At 66.7% G+C, this 15,738-nt stretch carries 12 protein-coding genes; 10 read left to right on the top strand and 2 right to left on the bottom strand.

The window, feature by feature from the left end; all coding sequences use genetic code 11:
* On the bottom strand, positions 1-922 hold a 922-nt coding region (locus tag G3O06_RS40950; RefSeq protein WP_241020494.1), incomplete at its 3' end, for an AraC family transcriptional regulator.
* Positions 923-1,059: 137 nt separating this feature from the next.
* Between G3O06_RS40950 and G3O06_RS40945 the strand changes: the two genes are divergently transcribed.
* The 9 genes from G3O06_RS40945 (at position 1,060) to G3O06_RS40905 (ending at position 13,039) form a co-directional block, all read left to right on the top strand.
* The gene (locus tag G3O06_RS40945; protein WP_174917558.1) at positions 1,060-2,193 is read left to right on the top strand and encodes an acyl-CoA dehydrogenase family protein; all 1,134 of its coding nucleotides are present in this window, start codon (positions 1,060-1,062) and stop codon (positions 2,191-2,193) included.
* A 154-nt stretch (positions 2,194-2,347) separates the two neighbouring features.
* Positions 2,348-4,054: an AMP-binding protein gene (locus G3O06_RS40940; RefSeq protein WP_205819491.1), complete on the top strand. Its 1,707-nt coding sequence runs from the start codon at positions 2,348-2,350 to the stop codon at positions 4,052-4,054.
* Between the two features lie 110 nt (positions 4,055-4,164).
* Positions 4,165-5,679: a CoA-acylating methylmalonate-semialdehyde dehydrogenase gene (locus tag G3O06_RS40935; protein WP_205819490.1), complete on the top strand. Its 1,515-nt coding sequence runs from the start codon at positions 4,165-4,167 to the stop codon at positions 5,677-5,679.
* Positions 5,680-5,697: 18 nt separating this feature from the next.
* Positions 5,698-6,597, top strand: a complete 900-nt coding sequence (gene mmsB, locus G3O06_RS40930; protein ID WP_011354325.1) for a 3-hydroxyisobutyrate dehydrogenase — start codon at positions 5,698-5,700, stop codon at positions 6,595-6,597.
* Complete coding sequence (locus G3O06_RS40925) at positions 6,597-7,388, top strand: enoyl-CoA hydratase (RefSeq protein ID WP_205819492.1); 792 nt, start codon at positions 6,597-6,599, stop codon at positions 7,386-7,388. The genes mmsB and G3O06_RS40925 overlap by 1 nt, the downstream gene beginning before the upstream one ends.
* Positions 7,385-8,524: an enoyl-CoA hydratase/isomerase family protein gene (locus G3O06_RS40920; RefSeq protein ID WP_205819489.1), complete on the top strand. Its 1,140-nt coding sequence runs from the start codon at positions 7,385-7,387 to the stop codon at positions 8,522-8,524. The genes G3O06_RS40925 and G3O06_RS40920 overlap by 4 nt, the downstream gene beginning before the upstream one ends.
* Before the next feature lie 784 nt (positions 8,525-9,308).
* Entirely contained in the window at positions 9,309-10,535 is a 1,227-nt protein-coding gene (locus G3O06_RS40915) for a hypothetical protein (RefSeq protein ID WP_205819488.1), read from the top strand.
* Between the two features lie 90 nt (positions 10,536-10,625).
* Positions 10,626-11,999: an FAD/NAD(P)-binding protein gene (locus G3O06_RS40910; protein WP_205819487.1), complete on the top strand. Its 1,374-nt coding sequence runs from the start codon at positions 10,626-10,628 to the stop codon at positions 11,997-11,999.
* Complete coding sequence (locus G3O06_RS40905) at positions 11,996-13,039, top strand: AbrB family transcriptional regulator (RefSeq protein ID WP_175000001.1); 1,044 nt, start codon at positions 11,996-11,998, stop codon at positions 13,037-13,039. Before G3O06_RS40910 ends, G3O06_RS40905 begins: the two co-directional genes overlap by 4 nt.
* A 58-nt stretch (positions 13,040-13,097) precedes the next feature.
* On the opposite strand, the gene G3O06_RS40900 is transcribed toward G3O06_RS40905, so the two are convergent.
* A complete protein-coding gene (locus G3O06_RS40900; protein ID WP_174971905.1) occupies positions 13,098-14,003 on the bottom strand; it encodes a LysR family transcriptional regulator in 906 nt (301 codons plus the stop codon).
* A gap of 178 nt (positions 14,004-14,181) precedes the next feature.
* On the opposite strand from G3O06_RS40900, the gene G3O06_RS40895 reads away from it, so the two are divergent.
* Entirely contained in the window at positions 14,182-15,720 is a 1,539-nt protein-coding gene (locus G3O06_RS40895) for an MFS transporter (protein ID WP_205819486.1), read from the top strand.
* The last annotated feature ends 18 nt before the right edge of the window (positions 15,721-15,738 follow it).

The following is a 15,738-nucleotide window of genomic DNA, read 5'->3' as shown; positions in this document are numbered from 1 at the left end:
GAGCATCGACCCGATGTCGGTGAAGGTCGAACCGGCCGAGTACAGCAAGTACCTGGCGCGCGCGTACAAGGCTGCCGACTTCAAGAAGCCGCGCAACCTGATCGGCCTGCAGAAGACGCTGCCCGACCCCGACATGAAGAAGGCGCGCGCCGACCAGGCGCCGGCCGACGACAACGCGTCGCGTCCGCTCGCGCAGCACCGCGCGCACGCGCTGCGCGAGCGCGTTCGGGTTACGGTACTTGACGATGAAGCTGGCCGGCGCGTTGCGCAGGAACGTCTTCAGCGTCTTCGCGTTCTGCACGACCGGCAGCGTCGCGAATTCGGGATCGAAATCGACATACGAATCGGGCTCGTTGAAACGCATGTCGTCACAGAACATCGACGGGTATTCGTGGTCGGCCGGCGGCGTGTCGCAGCGGAAGCTGGCATGCAGCAGCGGGATGCGCCGCCCGATCAGCCAGCAGGTGAGCCCGTAGACGATGATGAAATAGGTCGCGTACGTGAACATCGCGGGCGTCGCGCCGTTGTTGCGGTGCACGAAGCGCAGCCGCACGCGCTGCGGGTTGGCATCGAGCTCCGCGTGCAGGTCGTCGAGCACGCAGTGCATGAAATTCACCGCGCGCGCCATCGCGTGCAGCCCGTCGCGCGCGGACAGCGCCGCCTGGCTCATCGCGATGAAGCTGCCGCTGCGCATCGGGTGGCGATCCTGCCCGAAAAACTCGTCGTCGAGCGTGCGCGCGATCGCGTTCCACAGCGCGCCGTATTGCTGTGCGGACACCCGTGCGCGCGGCTGCCCGAGCAGCGCGGGCGCGATGCCGGCCTGCGCGAGCAGCGGCTCGGCCGCGACGCCGCGCCGGGTCGCGAGCGCGACGCTGTAAGCGACGAGGCTGATCGCGACGGTTCCCTTGTCTTCCTGCTTCATCCGTGCCGCCGGTGTGGCAAAAACGCTCAGTGTAAATGAGCGACGCGAGCATCGAACAGTCGCGCCTGCTTGCCTACACTTGTTGCATCGAAACGCAAGGACGGTCGCGCCCGGCGGCCGCGGGAGACAGCAGCACCATGGACGAGCTTTACACCGAAGACCAGCGGATGATCCGCGATGCCGCGCGCGCGTTTGCCACCGACATGCTGGCGCCGAACGCGGCGCAGTGGGACCACGATGCGCACCTGCCCGACGCGATCGTCGCGCAGCTCGGCGAACTCGGCCTGCTCGGGATGATCGTGCCGCAGGAGCTGGGCGGCTCGTATACGGACTACGTGGCCTATGCGCTGGCGATGGAAGAGGTCGCCGCCGGCGATGCCGCGTGCGCGACGATGATGAGCGTGCACAACTCGGTCGGCTGCGGGCCGATCCTCGGCTTCGGCACGCCGGCGCAGAAGGATCGATGGCTGGCCGACATGGCGTCCGGCCGCGTGATCGGCGCGTTCTGCCTGACCGAGCCGCATGCCGGCTCCGAGGCGAACAACCTGCGCACGCGTGCGGAACTGCGCGACGGAAAATGGGTGCTGAACGGCGCGAAGCAGTTCGTGACCAACGGCCAGCGCGCCGGCGTCGCGATCGTTTTTGCCATGACCGACCCGGAAGCCGGCAAGCGCGGCATTTCCGCGTTCCTGGTGCCGACCGACACGCCGGGCTTCATCGTCGGCAAGCCCGAGAAGAAGATGGGCATCCGCGCATCGGATACGTGCCCGATCACGTTCGAGAACTGTGCGATTCCGGAAGAGAACCTGCTCGGCAATCGCGGTGAAGGGCTGAAGATCGCTTTGTCGAACCTCGAAGGCGGCCGCATCGGCATCGCCGCGCAGGCGCTCGGCATCGCGCGCGCCGCGTTCGACAAGGCGCGCCGCTATGCGGGCGAGCGCGTGCAGTTCGGCAAGCCGATCGCCGAGCACCAGGCGATCCAGCAGAAGCTCGCCGACATGGCCGTGCAGATCAACGCCGCGCGCCTGCTCGTGCATCACGCGGCGAAGCTGCGCACGGCCGGGCTGCCGTGCCTGTCGGAAGCGTCGCAGGCGAAGCTGTTCGCATCGGAAATGGCCGAGCGCGTGTGTTCGGACGCGATCCAGATCCACGGCGGCTACGGCTACCTGGTCGATTACGAAGTCGAGCGTCACTATCGCGACGCGCGCATCACGCAGATTTACGAAGGCACCAGCGAAGTGCAGCGGATGGTGATCGCGCGGCAGCTTTGAGCCGAGGCGGTTGCCCCGGCGACGACATCACGCAGGGCACGAGGGCAGCGCGGCGAACGCGGCACGCAACGACGTGACCGTGCGCCGCAACAGAGGCAACCGGGCATGCGCTGCAGCACATGTCCGGTTCGACGCATGGAGACTGGAGGAAACGATGACGGTACAGGCATTCCTGAACGCACGCGACTTTCTGCTGCGCCACCGCACCGACTACGAAACCGCGTACCGCGAGTTCGAGTGGCCGGTGCTCGACGCGTTCAACTGGGCGCTCGACTACTTCGACCCGATGGCGCGCGGCAACGACCAGCCCGCGCTGTGGATCGTCGACGCGGCGACCGGCACGGGCGATCCGTATTCGTTCGCGCAGATGTCCGAGCGCTCGTCGCGGATCGCGAACTGGCTGCGCTCGATCGGCGTCGTGCGCGGCGACCGGATCCTGCTGATGCTGCCGAACCGTGTCGAGCTGTGGGATGCGATGCTCGCCGCGATGAAGCTCGGCGCGATCGTGCTGCCTGCCACCACCCAACTGTCGCCCGACGACGTGCGCGACCGCGTGCAGATCGGCGGCGCGAAATACGCGATCGTCGACGAGAACGAAACCGCCAAATTCGAACAGCCGGATCTCGGCCTCGCGCAGAAGATCGTCGCCGGCGCGCCGCGCGCGGGCTGGCTCGCGATGAACGACGGCTATGCGGCCAGCGCCGAATTCGAGCCGGACGCCGTCACGCACGCGAACGATCCGATGCTGCTGTACTTCACGTCGGGCACGACGTCGAAGCCGAAGCTCGTCGAGCATACGCACCGCACCTATCCGGTCGGCCATCTGTCGACGATGTACTGGGTCGGCCTGCAGCCTGGCGACATCCACTGGAACATCAGCTCGCCGGGCTGGGCGAAGCACGCGTGGAGCTGCTTCTTCGCGCCGTGGAACGCGCAGGCATGCGTGTTCGCATTCAACTACGCGCGCTTCGAGCCGAAGGTGGTGCTCGATGCGCTCGTCAAATACCAGGTGACGACGCTGTGCGCGCCGCCGACCGTGTGGCGCATGCTCGTGCAGCAGCCTTTGGCGTCGTTCGACGTGAAGCTGCGCGAGATCGTTGGCGCGGGCGAGCCGCTGAATCCCGAGATCATCGAGCGCGTGAAGAAGGCGTGGGGCATCGCGATTCGTGACGGTTACGGCCAGACCGAAACGACCTGCCTGATCGGCAACTCGCCGGGCCAGCCGGTCGTCGCGGGCTCGATGGGCCGGCCGCTGCCGGGCTACCGCATTGCGCTGCTCGACCCGGACGGCACGGCCGTGACCGAAGGCGAGGTCGCGCTGCCGATCGGCGCAGACGTCGCGCGCCCGGTGGGGCTGATGAAAGGCTATGCGAACAACCCCGACGCGACGGCCTACGCGATGCGCGACGGCCACTACCGCACGTCGGACATCGCGATGCGTCGCGATGACGGTTACTACGTGTACATCGGCCGCGCGGACGACGTGTTCAAGTCGTCCGACTACCGGCTGAGCCCGTTCGAACTCGAAAGCGTGCTGATCGAGCATCCGGCGATCGCCGAGGCGGCCGTCGTGCCGAGCCCTGACCCCGTGCGGCTGTCGGTGCCGAAGACCTTCATCACGCTGCGGCAGGGCTACGAGGAAAGCTCCGAGCTCGCGCTGGAAATCTTCCGTTTCTCGCGCGAGAAGCTCGCGCCGTACAAGCGCATTCGCCGCCTGCAGTTCGCGGAGCTGCCGAAGACGATCTCGGGGAAGATCCGCCGCGTCGAATTGCGCCGCCGCGAGATCGAGCGTGGCGACGATGCAAGTGAACGGATGCCCGGCGAATACTGGGAAGAGGATTTCGCCGCCGAACTGAAGTGACGTGACCGCGGGCCGCGCGCGCCGCATTCCGCGGCCGCCGCCCGCAGCCGAATTGAACCGGCCGCGCGGCGATATCGCGCTTCGCGGCCTTCTGCCAGGAGAGTGGATCGATGAACGCGAATTCGAAAGACGTGCCGACGGTCAAACTGCTGATCGACGGCGCCTTCGTCGAGTCCGCCACGAACGAGTGGCGCGACATCGTCAACCCGGCGACGCAGCAGGTACTCGCGCGCGTGCCGTTCGCGACCGTCGCGGAAGTCGACGCGGCCGTGCAGGCCGCGCACACCGCGTACGCGACGTGGAAGAACACGCCGATCGCCGCGCGCATGCGCATCATGCTGAAGTTCCAGGATCTCGTGCGCACGAACCAGCAGCGCATCGCGAAAACGCTGACGGCCGAGCAGGGCAAGACGATTCCCGATGCCGAAGGCGACATCTTCCGCGGCCTCGAAGTGGTCGAGCACGCATGTTCGATCGGTTCGCTGCAACTCGGCGAATTCGCGGAGAACGTCGCGGGCGGCGTCGATACCTACACGCTGCGCCAGCCGCTCGGCGTGTGCGCGGGCATCACGCCGTTCAACTTCCCCGCGATGATTCCGCTGTGGATGTTCCCGATGGCGATCGTGTGCGGCAACACGTTCGTGCTGAAGCCGTCGGAACAGGATCCGCTGTCGACGATGCAGCTGATCGAGCTCGCGATCGAGGCCGGCGTACCGAAAGGCGTACTGAACGTCGTGCACGGCGGCAAGGAAGTCGTCGACGCGATCTGCACGCATCCGCTCGTGAAGGCGATCTCGTTCGTCGGTTCGACGGCGGTCGGCACGCACGTGTACAACCTCGGCAGCGCGCACGGCAAGCGCGTGCAGTCGATGATGGGCGCGAAGAACCACGCGGTCGTGCTGCCCGATGCGCACCGCGAGCAGGCGATCAACGCACTCGTCGGCGCAGGCTTCGGCGCGGCCGGCCAGCGCTGCATGGCGACGTCGGTCGTAGTGCTCGTCGGCAATGCGCGCGACTGGCTGCCGGACATCGTCGCGAAGGCGAAGGCGCTGAAGGTCAATGCGGGCGCGGAAGCCGGTACGGACGTGGGGCCGGTCGTGTCGAAGGCGGCAAAGGAACGCATCCTGTCGCTGATCGACGCGGGCGTGAAGGAAGGCGCGAAGCTCGAACTCGACGGCCGCGACGTGCAGGTGACCGGCTACGAGCAGGGCAACTTCGTCGGCCCGACGATCTTCTCGAGCGTGAAGACGAACATGTCGGTCTACACGCATGAAATCTTCGGCCCGGTGCTGGTCGTGATGGAAGCCGACACGCTTGACGACGCGATCGCGCTCGTCAACGCGAACCCGTTCGGCAACGGCGTGGGCCTGTTCACGCAGAGCGGCGCGGCCGCACGCAAGTTCCAGAGCGAAATCGACATCGGCCAGGTCGGCATCAATATCCCGATCCCGGTGCCCGTGCCGTTCTTCAGCTTCACGGGCTCGCGCGGCTCGAAGCTCGGCGATCTCGGCCCGTACGGCAAGCAGGTCGTGCAGTTCTACACGCAGACCAAGACGGTCACCGCGCGCTGGTTCGACGACGATACGACGGCCGGCCCGGTGAATACGACGATCCGGCTGCACTGAGCGACGGAGGATACGAACATGAAAATCGGATTTATCGGCCTCGGCCACATGGGCGCACCGATGGCGCTGAACCTGCTGAAAGCGGGCCACGAAGTGCACGCGTTCGACCTGAGCGCCGATGCATTGCGCGCGCTGCAGGATGCCGGCGCACAGGTCGCCGCGTCGCCGCGCGATGCGGCATCGGGTGCGACGTTCGTCATCACGATGCTGCCGGCCGCACCGCACGTGCGCTCGGTGCTGTCCGGCGAGAACGGCGTGCTCGCCGGCCTCGGCGCGGGCGCGACCGTGATCGATTCGAGCACGATCGACCCGGCGAGCGCGCAGGCGTTCGGCGCGCTCGTGCGCGAGCACGGCGGCGCGTTCGTCGATGCGCCCGTGTCGGGCGGCACCGGCGGCGCGGCGGCCGGCACGCTGACCTTCATGGTCGGCGGCAGCGACGCGGATTTCGAGCGCGTGAAGCCGGTGCTCGCCGGCATGGGCAAGAACATCGTCCATTGCGGCGCGACGGGCATGGGGCAGGTCGCGAAGGTCTGCAACAACCTCGTGCTCGGCATCTCGATGGCGGCCGTGTCGGAGGCGATGTCGCTCGGCGTCGCGCTCGGCATCGACCCGAAGGTGCTGGCCGGCATCGTCAACACGTCGACGGGCCGCTGCTGGAGTTCGGACACCTACAACCCGTATCCGGGCGTGATCGACACCGCGCCGTCGTCGCGCGGCTACTCGGGCGGCTTCGGCACCGACCTGATGCTGAAGGATCTCGGCCTCGCGAACGACGCCGCGAAGCAGGCCCGCCAGCCCGTCTATCTCGGCGCGCTCGCGCAGCAGCTGTACCAGACGATGAGCAGCCGCGGCGACGGCCAGCTCGATTTCTCGGCGGTGATCCGCCTGTACCAACCGGCTACGAAGAAGGACGCGTGATGATCGAACTGGACTACGTCGACGACGGCGCGATCGCGTGCGCGACGCTCAAGCGTCCGCCCGCGAACGCCTTTACCGCCGACGGGCTGCGGCAACTGCAGGAAACCGTCGCCGAGCTGAATGCGAACCCGCGCGTGCGTGCGCTGGTGATCACCGGCGACGGCCCGAAGTTCTTCAGCGCGGGCGCCGATCTCAACACGTTCGCCGAAGGCGACCGCGCGGTTGCGCGCGCGATGGCGTCGCGCTTCGGCGCGGCGTTCGAAGCGCTGCACGACGCGCGCGTCGTGACGATCGCGGCGATCAACGGCTATGCGATGGGCGGCGGGCTCGAATGCGCGCTCGCGTGTGACCTTCGCATCGCGGAGACGCACGCGCAGATGGCGCTGCCCGAGCCGTCGGTCGGCCTGCTGCCCTGCGGGCTCGGCACGCAGACGCTGCCCTGGCTGGTCGGTGAAGGCTGGGCGAAGAAGATCATTCTGACCGGCGCGCGTGTCGACGCGGCCACCGCGCTGCGGATCGGCCTCGTCGAGGACGTCGTCGAGTCGGGTGCGGCGCGCGATGCCGCGCTGGCACTGGCACGCAACGTCGCGCGGCAGAGCCCGCACGCGGTCGCGTACAGCAAGGAGCTGATCGGCCTCGCGCGCCGCGGCGTGCCGCGCAGCGCGGCGCTTGCGGTCGAGCGCGAACGCTTCGTCGACCTGTTCGACACGAACGATCCGCGCGAAGGCGTGGCCGCGTTCCTCGGCAAGCGCGCGCCGCAGTGGCACACCGATGGAGAGTCGCAACGATGAGCACGCCGGTCACGAATCACGACGCATTCGCGGAGCATGCACCCGAGGTGCTGTTCCGCGTGGTGAATCGCGTGGGGCTGATCACGCTGAACCGGCCGGCCGCGCTCAATGCGTTGTCGTACGCGATGATCGGCGAGCTGGCCGCGCTACTCGAGCGCTGCCGCAACGACGACCAGATCGTCGCGGTCGTGCTGCGCGGCGCGGGAGAGAAGGGCTTCTGCGCGGGCGGCGACGTGCGCGCGCTGTACAGGATGGTCGCGCAGCGCGAAACCTGGCTGCCGTTCTTCGTCGACGAATACCGGCTCGACTACGCGATCCATACGTTCCCGAAGCCGGTGGTCGCGCTGATGGACGGCGTGACGATGGGCGGCGGCATGGGCCTCGCACAGGGTGCGGCGCTGCGCGTCGCGACCGAGCGCAGCAAGATCGCGATGCCGGAGACGCGCATCGGCCTCGTGCCTGACGTCGGCGCGACGCATTTCCTGTCGCGCATGCCGGTCGAACTCGAGTTGTACGTCGGGCTGACCGGCGCGATGCTGTCGGGTGCCGACGCGCTGACCGCGAAGCTCGCGGATCTGTGCGTGCCGTCCGCGTGGCTCGACACGTTCGAGACGCGTATCGAAAGCGTCAAGTGGGAAGGCGATGCGCTGCCGTTGCTGCGCAAGGTGTTCGAACCGCCGTGCAATGTCGTGCCGCACGCAGCGCTCGACAGCCAGATGCCGTGGATCGTGCGTCACTTCGACAAGCGCTCGACCGTCGAGCGGATCGTTGCAACGCTGACGCAGGATCTCTCGCGCGAGGAGCTGTCGCGCGAGCACCGTCAATGGCTGCAGGCGACGCTCGACGCGCTCACGAGCCATTCGCCGACGATGCTGTCCGTGACGCGTGAGGCGCTGCTGCGCGGCCGACAGATGACGCTGGCCGAATCGTTCCGGATGGAGCTCGGCATCGTCGCGCGCGCGATCGAGGAAGGCGACTTCTGCGAAGGCGTGCGCGCGCATCTCGTCGACAAGGATCGCAAGCCGCGCTGGGCGCCCGCGTCGCTCGTCGAGCTGCGCGCCGAACGCGTGCGGCATTTCCTCACGTCGCCGTGGAAGCTGTTCGCGCATCCGCTGGCGGCGCTGGGCGCGGATTGAACCGCCGGCACGGGGCCGGCCACCTGCAAGGCGGCGCATGCTTCGGCATGCGCCGTTTTTCTTTTTCGAGGCCGACACCTATCCCGTACCGGACATGTGGTAACGCGCACTAACATCAGTCGCGTTGAATCACAACCGCCACGAATAGATGGAAATCTCGATAATAATTTACGAATTCGAGGGTGGTGGGCGAGGGTTTCTGCTTGCCAACGAATCAATAAAGCCATTAATATCATCAAACAAAGTTTGATTGGCTGTTCGATAATTTGAGTCGCCGTATCGAAAGCGTGCATGAAAATGCCGCCATTCGATAAAAATCCGAGGCAGGCATGAGAGAAAGGGGCTATTCCGGACAGGGGGCGATGCTGCCTGCGTCCGTACATTCCGCTGGCGCGCGCTGGCAGTGTCGTCGTGGCGGCCCGTCCACGGCGAGCGGGCCGGGGCGCTGAGTCGCCCGGCCACGGGGGTTCCGCGAGACAAATCCAGGTATCGGCTATCGATCGGTGCGTCCATTGGCGCCCCGGGTTCGTGGCTGCCGCTCGATTGGCGGGCATTCGTGCGTCGGCTGGTTTCCCTGACGGATTCGTTGCGCATTTGACGTTTCAACGAGAGTTGACGCGCGTGCCGTCGCGTCTTTACTAGATGCGTGATTAATGGATGATTGAGCTGGAAATAATCAGGCGCTCTGTTTCAAATCTTGTATTTCATTTCAATTACTTCAAATTACATTTTCTTGTGATTTGAGGGTGGATGTTTGATCGCTACCGAAAAATGAGGGGGTAGTTTGAATCCGGCAATCTTGTTCGCACCCGCGAAAATCCTGCTGCAACATTCGGAGCAGGCGTGGCTGGAGGCGCTCGGCCATCAGTCGTTGATCTACAGCGACCTGGCGGCTCGGGATGCGCTGCATGCGCGCTTGCCGGGCCTGTCCCGGATGTTTCGCCTGTACGAGCGGTTCAACGATTCGGCCCAGGTCGAACTCGATGCATTGGCCGAGGCCCGGACCTTGCGTACCGACGCAGTCATCGCGCTGGCGGAGGTCGACCTGCTGCGGGCCGCGCGGATCAAGGACCGGATCCACGCGAGCGGCGGCAGCCACGAAGCCGCCACGCTGCTTTACCGGGACAAGTTCCTGATGAAGCAGCGGCTGGCCGAGCGGGGCATCCGGATCAATCCGATGGCCGCCGTGCGCTCCGCGTGCGAGATCGACGACTTCATCGAGCGTCATGGCTATCCGGTGGTGGTCAAGCCGCGCGATGGCCGCGGGTCGGGCGGGGTGAGCGTGCTGCGCGACCGGCAGGCGTTGCTGGCCTATTTGTCGGAGCAGGACGGCACGACCTTCCATAACCTGATGGTCGAAAAATTCCTGGATGCGCCGCTGTTGAACGTCAACGGCCTGTACATCAACGGCAAGCCGATCATCATTTCTCCCGTTCGATCGACCGTGACCTGCCTCGATTTCCTGGGCGGCAAGAGTCTCGGATTCCAGATGCTGGCTGCGGACAATCCGTTGCACGACGCGTGCGTGGAATTGACACGGAACGTCGTCGAGCGGGCGCTGCCGCCGATTCCCACGATGCTGTTTCACCTCGAGGTGTTCCTCGACGGCGACGAACTGGTGGTGTGCGAGATCGCTTGCCGGCTCGGCGGCTGCAGTGTCAATCAGGAACTGTCCGCGGCTTATGGCATCGATCCGCGCATGACCCTGATCGACGCGTTGCGGAGCGGGGCGTCGTCGGGTTTGACGCAACGCATCGTCGCGAAGAATCTGATCGGACAACTAAATATCCCGCCGCGGGCAGGAACCTTGCGTGATTTTCCCGCGCAGATCGATCTCCCGTTCATCCGCTATTGCGCGGTCACCGCGCAAAAGGGCATGACCTACTCGGGCATGAAGATGACGAATGCCGAGATCGTGTCCGCCATCGTCGACGGCGACAGCGAACAGGCGGTCAGCCGCCACCTCGTTGCGCTCGACGATTGGGTGCGCGACGCATTCGTCTGGGAGTGAGCGCGGGTCGCGGCATGGGGCGGGTGCGACAGGCTCGGCGTGTGCCTGCTTCGCGCCGGGGGCGAGGGTTCTGGAATGGCAATGTGTGACATGAAAAAAGTGGCGATTGTCGGTCTTGGCTACAGCGGTGCCGTGGTGATCGAGCGCTTGAAGCAGCTTGCACCGGCGATGGAAATCGACGTCTACGACGCGGCCGGCAGTATCGGGGCCGGCATGGCCTATCAAGCGGATACGCTGGGCAATCTGGTGAACCGGCCCGCGAGCCTGATGTACCTGCGGGAGCGCGGCGACTTTCGAAAATGGCTGCAGGGGACTGTCGAAGCGGGTGCCGACTCGTACCAGCCGAGGCCCTTGTTCGGGAAATTCATCGAGGAGTCGCTGCGCTCGTCCATGCGCGAGCATCTGGCGATTCGCTATCAGCGGGCGAATGTGCTCGACGTGACGGTGGTGGACGGGCGCTACGTGCTGCGCACGTCGATCGGGACGGTGCCGGGATACGATGCACTGGTGCTCGCGACCGGCAATACGGAACCGACCGACTTGTACGGACTCCGGGGGCAGTCGGGCTACATCAACAATCCGTATCCGACGGTCTGTCTCGAAGGCATCTGCTCCGACCGCATCGGGGTGCTGGGCAACCAGCTGTCGGCGATCGACGTGGCGTTGACGCTGCTGGCCGGCAACGAGGTCAATCACGTCACGATGCTGACCCGGCACAGCAAGCTGCCGAACTATAGCGACGAGTACGTGCCTTGCCAGTTGAAGGTGTTGAACGAGGACACGATCCAGCGTCGCCTGCGCATCGGCGGGGCGACGCTGAAGGTCGTCGAGACGCTGTTCAACGAGGAGTTCGATGCGCAAGGCATCGACGTGAACCTGAGCGACCTGATGCGCGATCACAGCCGGGTGTCGGCCTCCCGCAAGGAAATCTATTCGGTCCTCGCCGCCACCAATCTCGTCGTGCCGATGATCTGGCATGCATTGCCCGAGCGCGAGCGGCAGGTCTTCGTCAGAAAGCTCAGGGGGTCGTGGCGTCAGCTTCGCGTGCCGATTCCCAAGGACAACTGGATGAAGATCCAGCATTACCTTCGGGCCGGGAGGCTGGCGTGCCGCACGGGGGTGAGCGAGGTGCGGGCGGGGCAGCACGACTTCGTCGCGCAAGGCCGGAACTTCAGTCATGCGTTCTCGCACATCATCAATGCCACGGGATCGGGCAACGCGATGGACAGTGCGATCTACGCGAACATGTCGGCGTCGGGATTGTGCGTCCGGCATCCGTATGGCGGCATCGAGGTGCGCTATGACGATTGCCGCGTGATCGGGGCCGGCGGCCCGTCGAACATCTTCGCGATCGGCAACCCGACCGTCGGCGTGTTCTATGCCGTCAGCAACATCGACGTCCTGCAAATGCAGGCGGACACGATTTGCCGGAGCCTGGCCGACGGCCGGGGCGCTTCCCGATGAAGACACTCGCGTATCTTGCCGGCCTGACCGTGGTCGGGCTGGCGCTGCGGGTTGCGGGCGTCCCGCATGGCCTGCTGCTCGGCGCGATTCTCGCCGCGTCGATCGCGACCAGCCGGTTCGGCTACGCGCCCAGGCTGCGCTTCGGCCTCGAGTTCGTACAGATCGTGCTCGGCACCGCGACCGGCTTGCTGTTCCGGTCGTGGGACACGCAGATGGTCGTCTCGATCGTGCCGAGCCTGGGCGTCCTGCTCTTGTGCCTGGCCACCCAGATCGTGGTCGGCAGTCTTTGGCTGTCCCGCGTCTCGCGCTGGAACCGGGCCGATGCACTGCTGGCCGTCTATCCCGGCGCACTCGCCGCGGTATTCGACCTGCTGGAATCCGAGCGCGCGTCGGCCAAGGTGATCGTCGTGCATCTCGTGCGGCTCCTGTCGATCACGGTCCTGGTCAGTTGTTTCATTCCGGCGCAGGTGGGCGCGCCGCAGCAGGCGGCTGTCGCTGCATTGCCGGTCGAGACGTGGCTGGCGCTGACCGGGCTGGTGGCGCTGTGCGTGCTGGCCGGGCGGACGTTGCTCGGGCTCGGTGTCCCGGCGCCGTTCATGATCACGGCCATCGTGCTGACCGGCGTGTTCGTGCGCGCGGGATGGCTGCATGACTTCGACGTGCCGGCGTGGTGCGTCGATGCGGCGTCGGTCATCCTGGGGGCGCTGATCGGCGCGCAGTTCCGGCAGATCACGCTCGCGGACGGGCTGCGATACGGCCGAACCGGCCTTGCATGCATCGCGCTGATGCTGATGGTGGCCGGTGCGTTCGCGTGGGGGATGGCGCGGCTGTCCGGCTACGGGGTGCTGCCGCTGTGGCTATCGTATGCGCCCGGAGCTATCGAGACGATCACGATCGTCGCCTATGGCGGCGGGTTGAACGTCGTGTTCGTCCTGTCTCATCATCTGACGCGGCTGGTCGTGCTGCACTTTGCGCCGGCGGCACTCGCCCGCGCGCGCCGCCGGCGCATGCTGGCGATCGACGGCGGCGACGCGAAGTAGCGCGGACGTGCCGCTCGTACGGGGGCGGCACGATCCTCGGCACAGTGCGCAGTCCTGCCTATCGCTCGATCATTGGCGGAATCGCCTGCGCGAAAGCGTCGATCACGCAGCGCGTCTTGCGCGGCAGGTAGCGCGTTTTCGGCCAGATCGCGTGGATGTCGCCTTCGCAGACGAAGCAGCGGTCGAGCACGACCGTCATCTCGCCGCGCTTCACGTAGTGATCGAGCAGCCAGCTCGGCAGCCACGCGATCCCGAACCCCGACGCGCCGGCGGCCGCGATCGCCTGCACGTCGTCGAAACTGAGCTGGTGCGGCATGTCGATCCGTACCGTCGAGCCGTCCGGCGCGCGCAAATCCCACGGTTGAACCACGCCCGAACGTGAATACGCGATCGTCCGGTGGTCTTTCAGGTCGTCGAGCGTCTTCGGCATCCCGTAGCGGGCGAGATACGACGGCGCCGCACCGAGGCTGCCGTACTGCGTGCCGAGCCGCCGCACCGCGAGGCTCGTGCTGTCCGCGAGCGCGCCGATCCGCACCGCGAGGTCGATGCCTTCCTCGACGAGATCGACGAAACGGTCGGTGATCGACACGTCGATCCGCAAATGCGGATAGGTGCGCGCGAGATCGAGCACGATCGGCGTCACGCAGTGGTGCCCGAACGCGAGCGGCACGCTCAGGCGCAGCTTGCCGCGCGGCTCGTTGCGGCCGCAGTCGAGGTCGGCCTCCGCCGCTTCCAGTTCCGCGAGTGCACGCACGCAGCGGTCGTAATACGCCTGGCCGTCGTCGGTCAGGCTCTGGCTGCGCGTCGTGCGCTGCAGCAGCCGTGCGCCGAGTCGTTTCTCGAGCCGCGCGACCGCCTTGCCGACGGCCGAACGCGTCATGTCGAGCCGCTCCGCCGCGAGCGCGAAGCTGCCCGATTCCACTACCTGGACGAAGGTCGTCACGCCATCGAGTCTGTCGGTCATGGGAGGGTGGGCTGATTGAGTCCTGTGGTTCCCCAGTCTGGAGAAATGCGTGCGTCAATGGGGATGGGAATTCTCACTATAGTACCGATTCCCGTTCCGCGTGCGTTGCCGGCCGCACGCGACTCATCCTTCTCACCTGGAGGCGCGCAGCCCGTTGCCGGGCCGCGGCGCAATACGCATGACGCTATCCGACTCCCGCAGGAATGCGGTCGCGCTCGCGGCCGTCTGTCTCACGTCGCTGATGTTCGGCCTCGAAATCTCGAGCGTGCCGGTGATCCTGCCGACGCTCGAACACGTGCTGCATGGCGATTTCAACGGCATGCAGTGGATCATGAATGCATACACGATCGCGTGCACGACCGTGCTGATGGCGGCCGGTACGCTCGCCGACCGGTTCGGCCGCAAGCGCGTGTATGTGATCGGCACCGTGCTGTTCGGCGCGACGTCGCTGCTGTGCGGGCTCGCGCCGAATGTGCCGGTGCTGGTCGCGGGCCGGCTGCTGCAGGGCGCGAGCGGCGGTGCGATGCTGATCTGCCAGATTGCGGTGCTGTCGCACCAGTTCCGCGAGGGCCGCGAGCGCGGCCGCGCGTTCGGGATCTGGGGGATCGTGTTCGGCATCGGGCTCGGGTTCGGGCCGATCGTCGGCGGCGCGATCGTCGCGCTGGCAAGCTGGCCGTGGGTGTTCCTCGTCCATGCACCGCTCGCGGCCATCGCGCTCGTGCTGATCGGCGGCGCGGTGCAGGAGTCGCGCGATCCGCACGCGGGCAGGCTCGACGTGGCGGGCATCGTCACGCTGTCGCTCGCGGTGCTCGGCCTGGCGTTCTACATCACGCAAAGCGCGGAGCTCGGGCTGACCAGCGCCGCCGGCCTCGGTGTGCTCGGCGCGACCGTGCTGGCGCTGGCCGGCTTCTTCATCGCGGAACGCGCGAGCGCGCGGCCGATGTTCGACTTCTCGGTGTTCCGGATCCGCGCGTTCACCGGCGCGATCTTCGGCTCGATGGGGATGAACTTCAGCTTCTGGCCGTTCATGATCTACCTGCCGATCTGGTTCCAGGTCGCGCTCGGCTACGACAGCGTGACGGCCGGCCTCGCGTTGCTCGCGTACACGTTGCCGACGCTGGTCGCGCCGCCGTTCGGCGAACGGCTCGCGCTGCGCTACGGGCCGGGTGTCGTGATCCCGGGCGGCCTGTTCACGATTGCCGCCGGTTTCGCGCTGATGCGGATCGGCGGCGCGGCCGACCATGCAAGCTGGGTGACGATGCTGCCCGGCTGCGTGATCGCCGGGATCGGGCTCGGGCTTACGAACACGCCCGTGACCAACACGACGACGGGCGCGGTGCCGAGCTCGCGGGCCGGGATGGCGTCGGGCATCGACATGAGCGCGCGGATGATCTCGCTCGCGCTGAACATTGCGGCGATGGGCTTCGTGCTGGTCGCGGGGATCGTCGCGAGCCTGAAGGGCGGTGTCGCAGGCTCGATCGGCGACGTGGCGCTGCGCCGGCTCGCGCAGGAGATTGCATCCGGCCGGACCGACGGGCTGCACGAAATCGCACCGGCGCTCGCGCAGGCCGACCCGACCGGCGCGGCGCTGCACGCGGCGCTCGTGCACGGGTTCGGCTGGGTGATGGTGTACGGCGCGGCGGGCGTGGCCGTGCTCGCGCCGGCGCGTGCGGTGGCGTTCGCGCCGGCGCGGCGCCGGGCGCCCGTGTGCGAATGACGCGGAGCGAGGCCGGTA

The organism is Burkholderia sp. Ac-20345, assembly GCF_017104825.1.
GTDB lineage: Bacteria > Pseudomonadota > Gammaproteobacteria > Burkholderiales > Burkholderiaceae > Burkholderia > Burkholderia lata_B.
The sequence above is the reverse complement of the archived record's forward strand: the minus strand, read 5'-3'. Positions and strand labels throughout refer to the sequence as shown.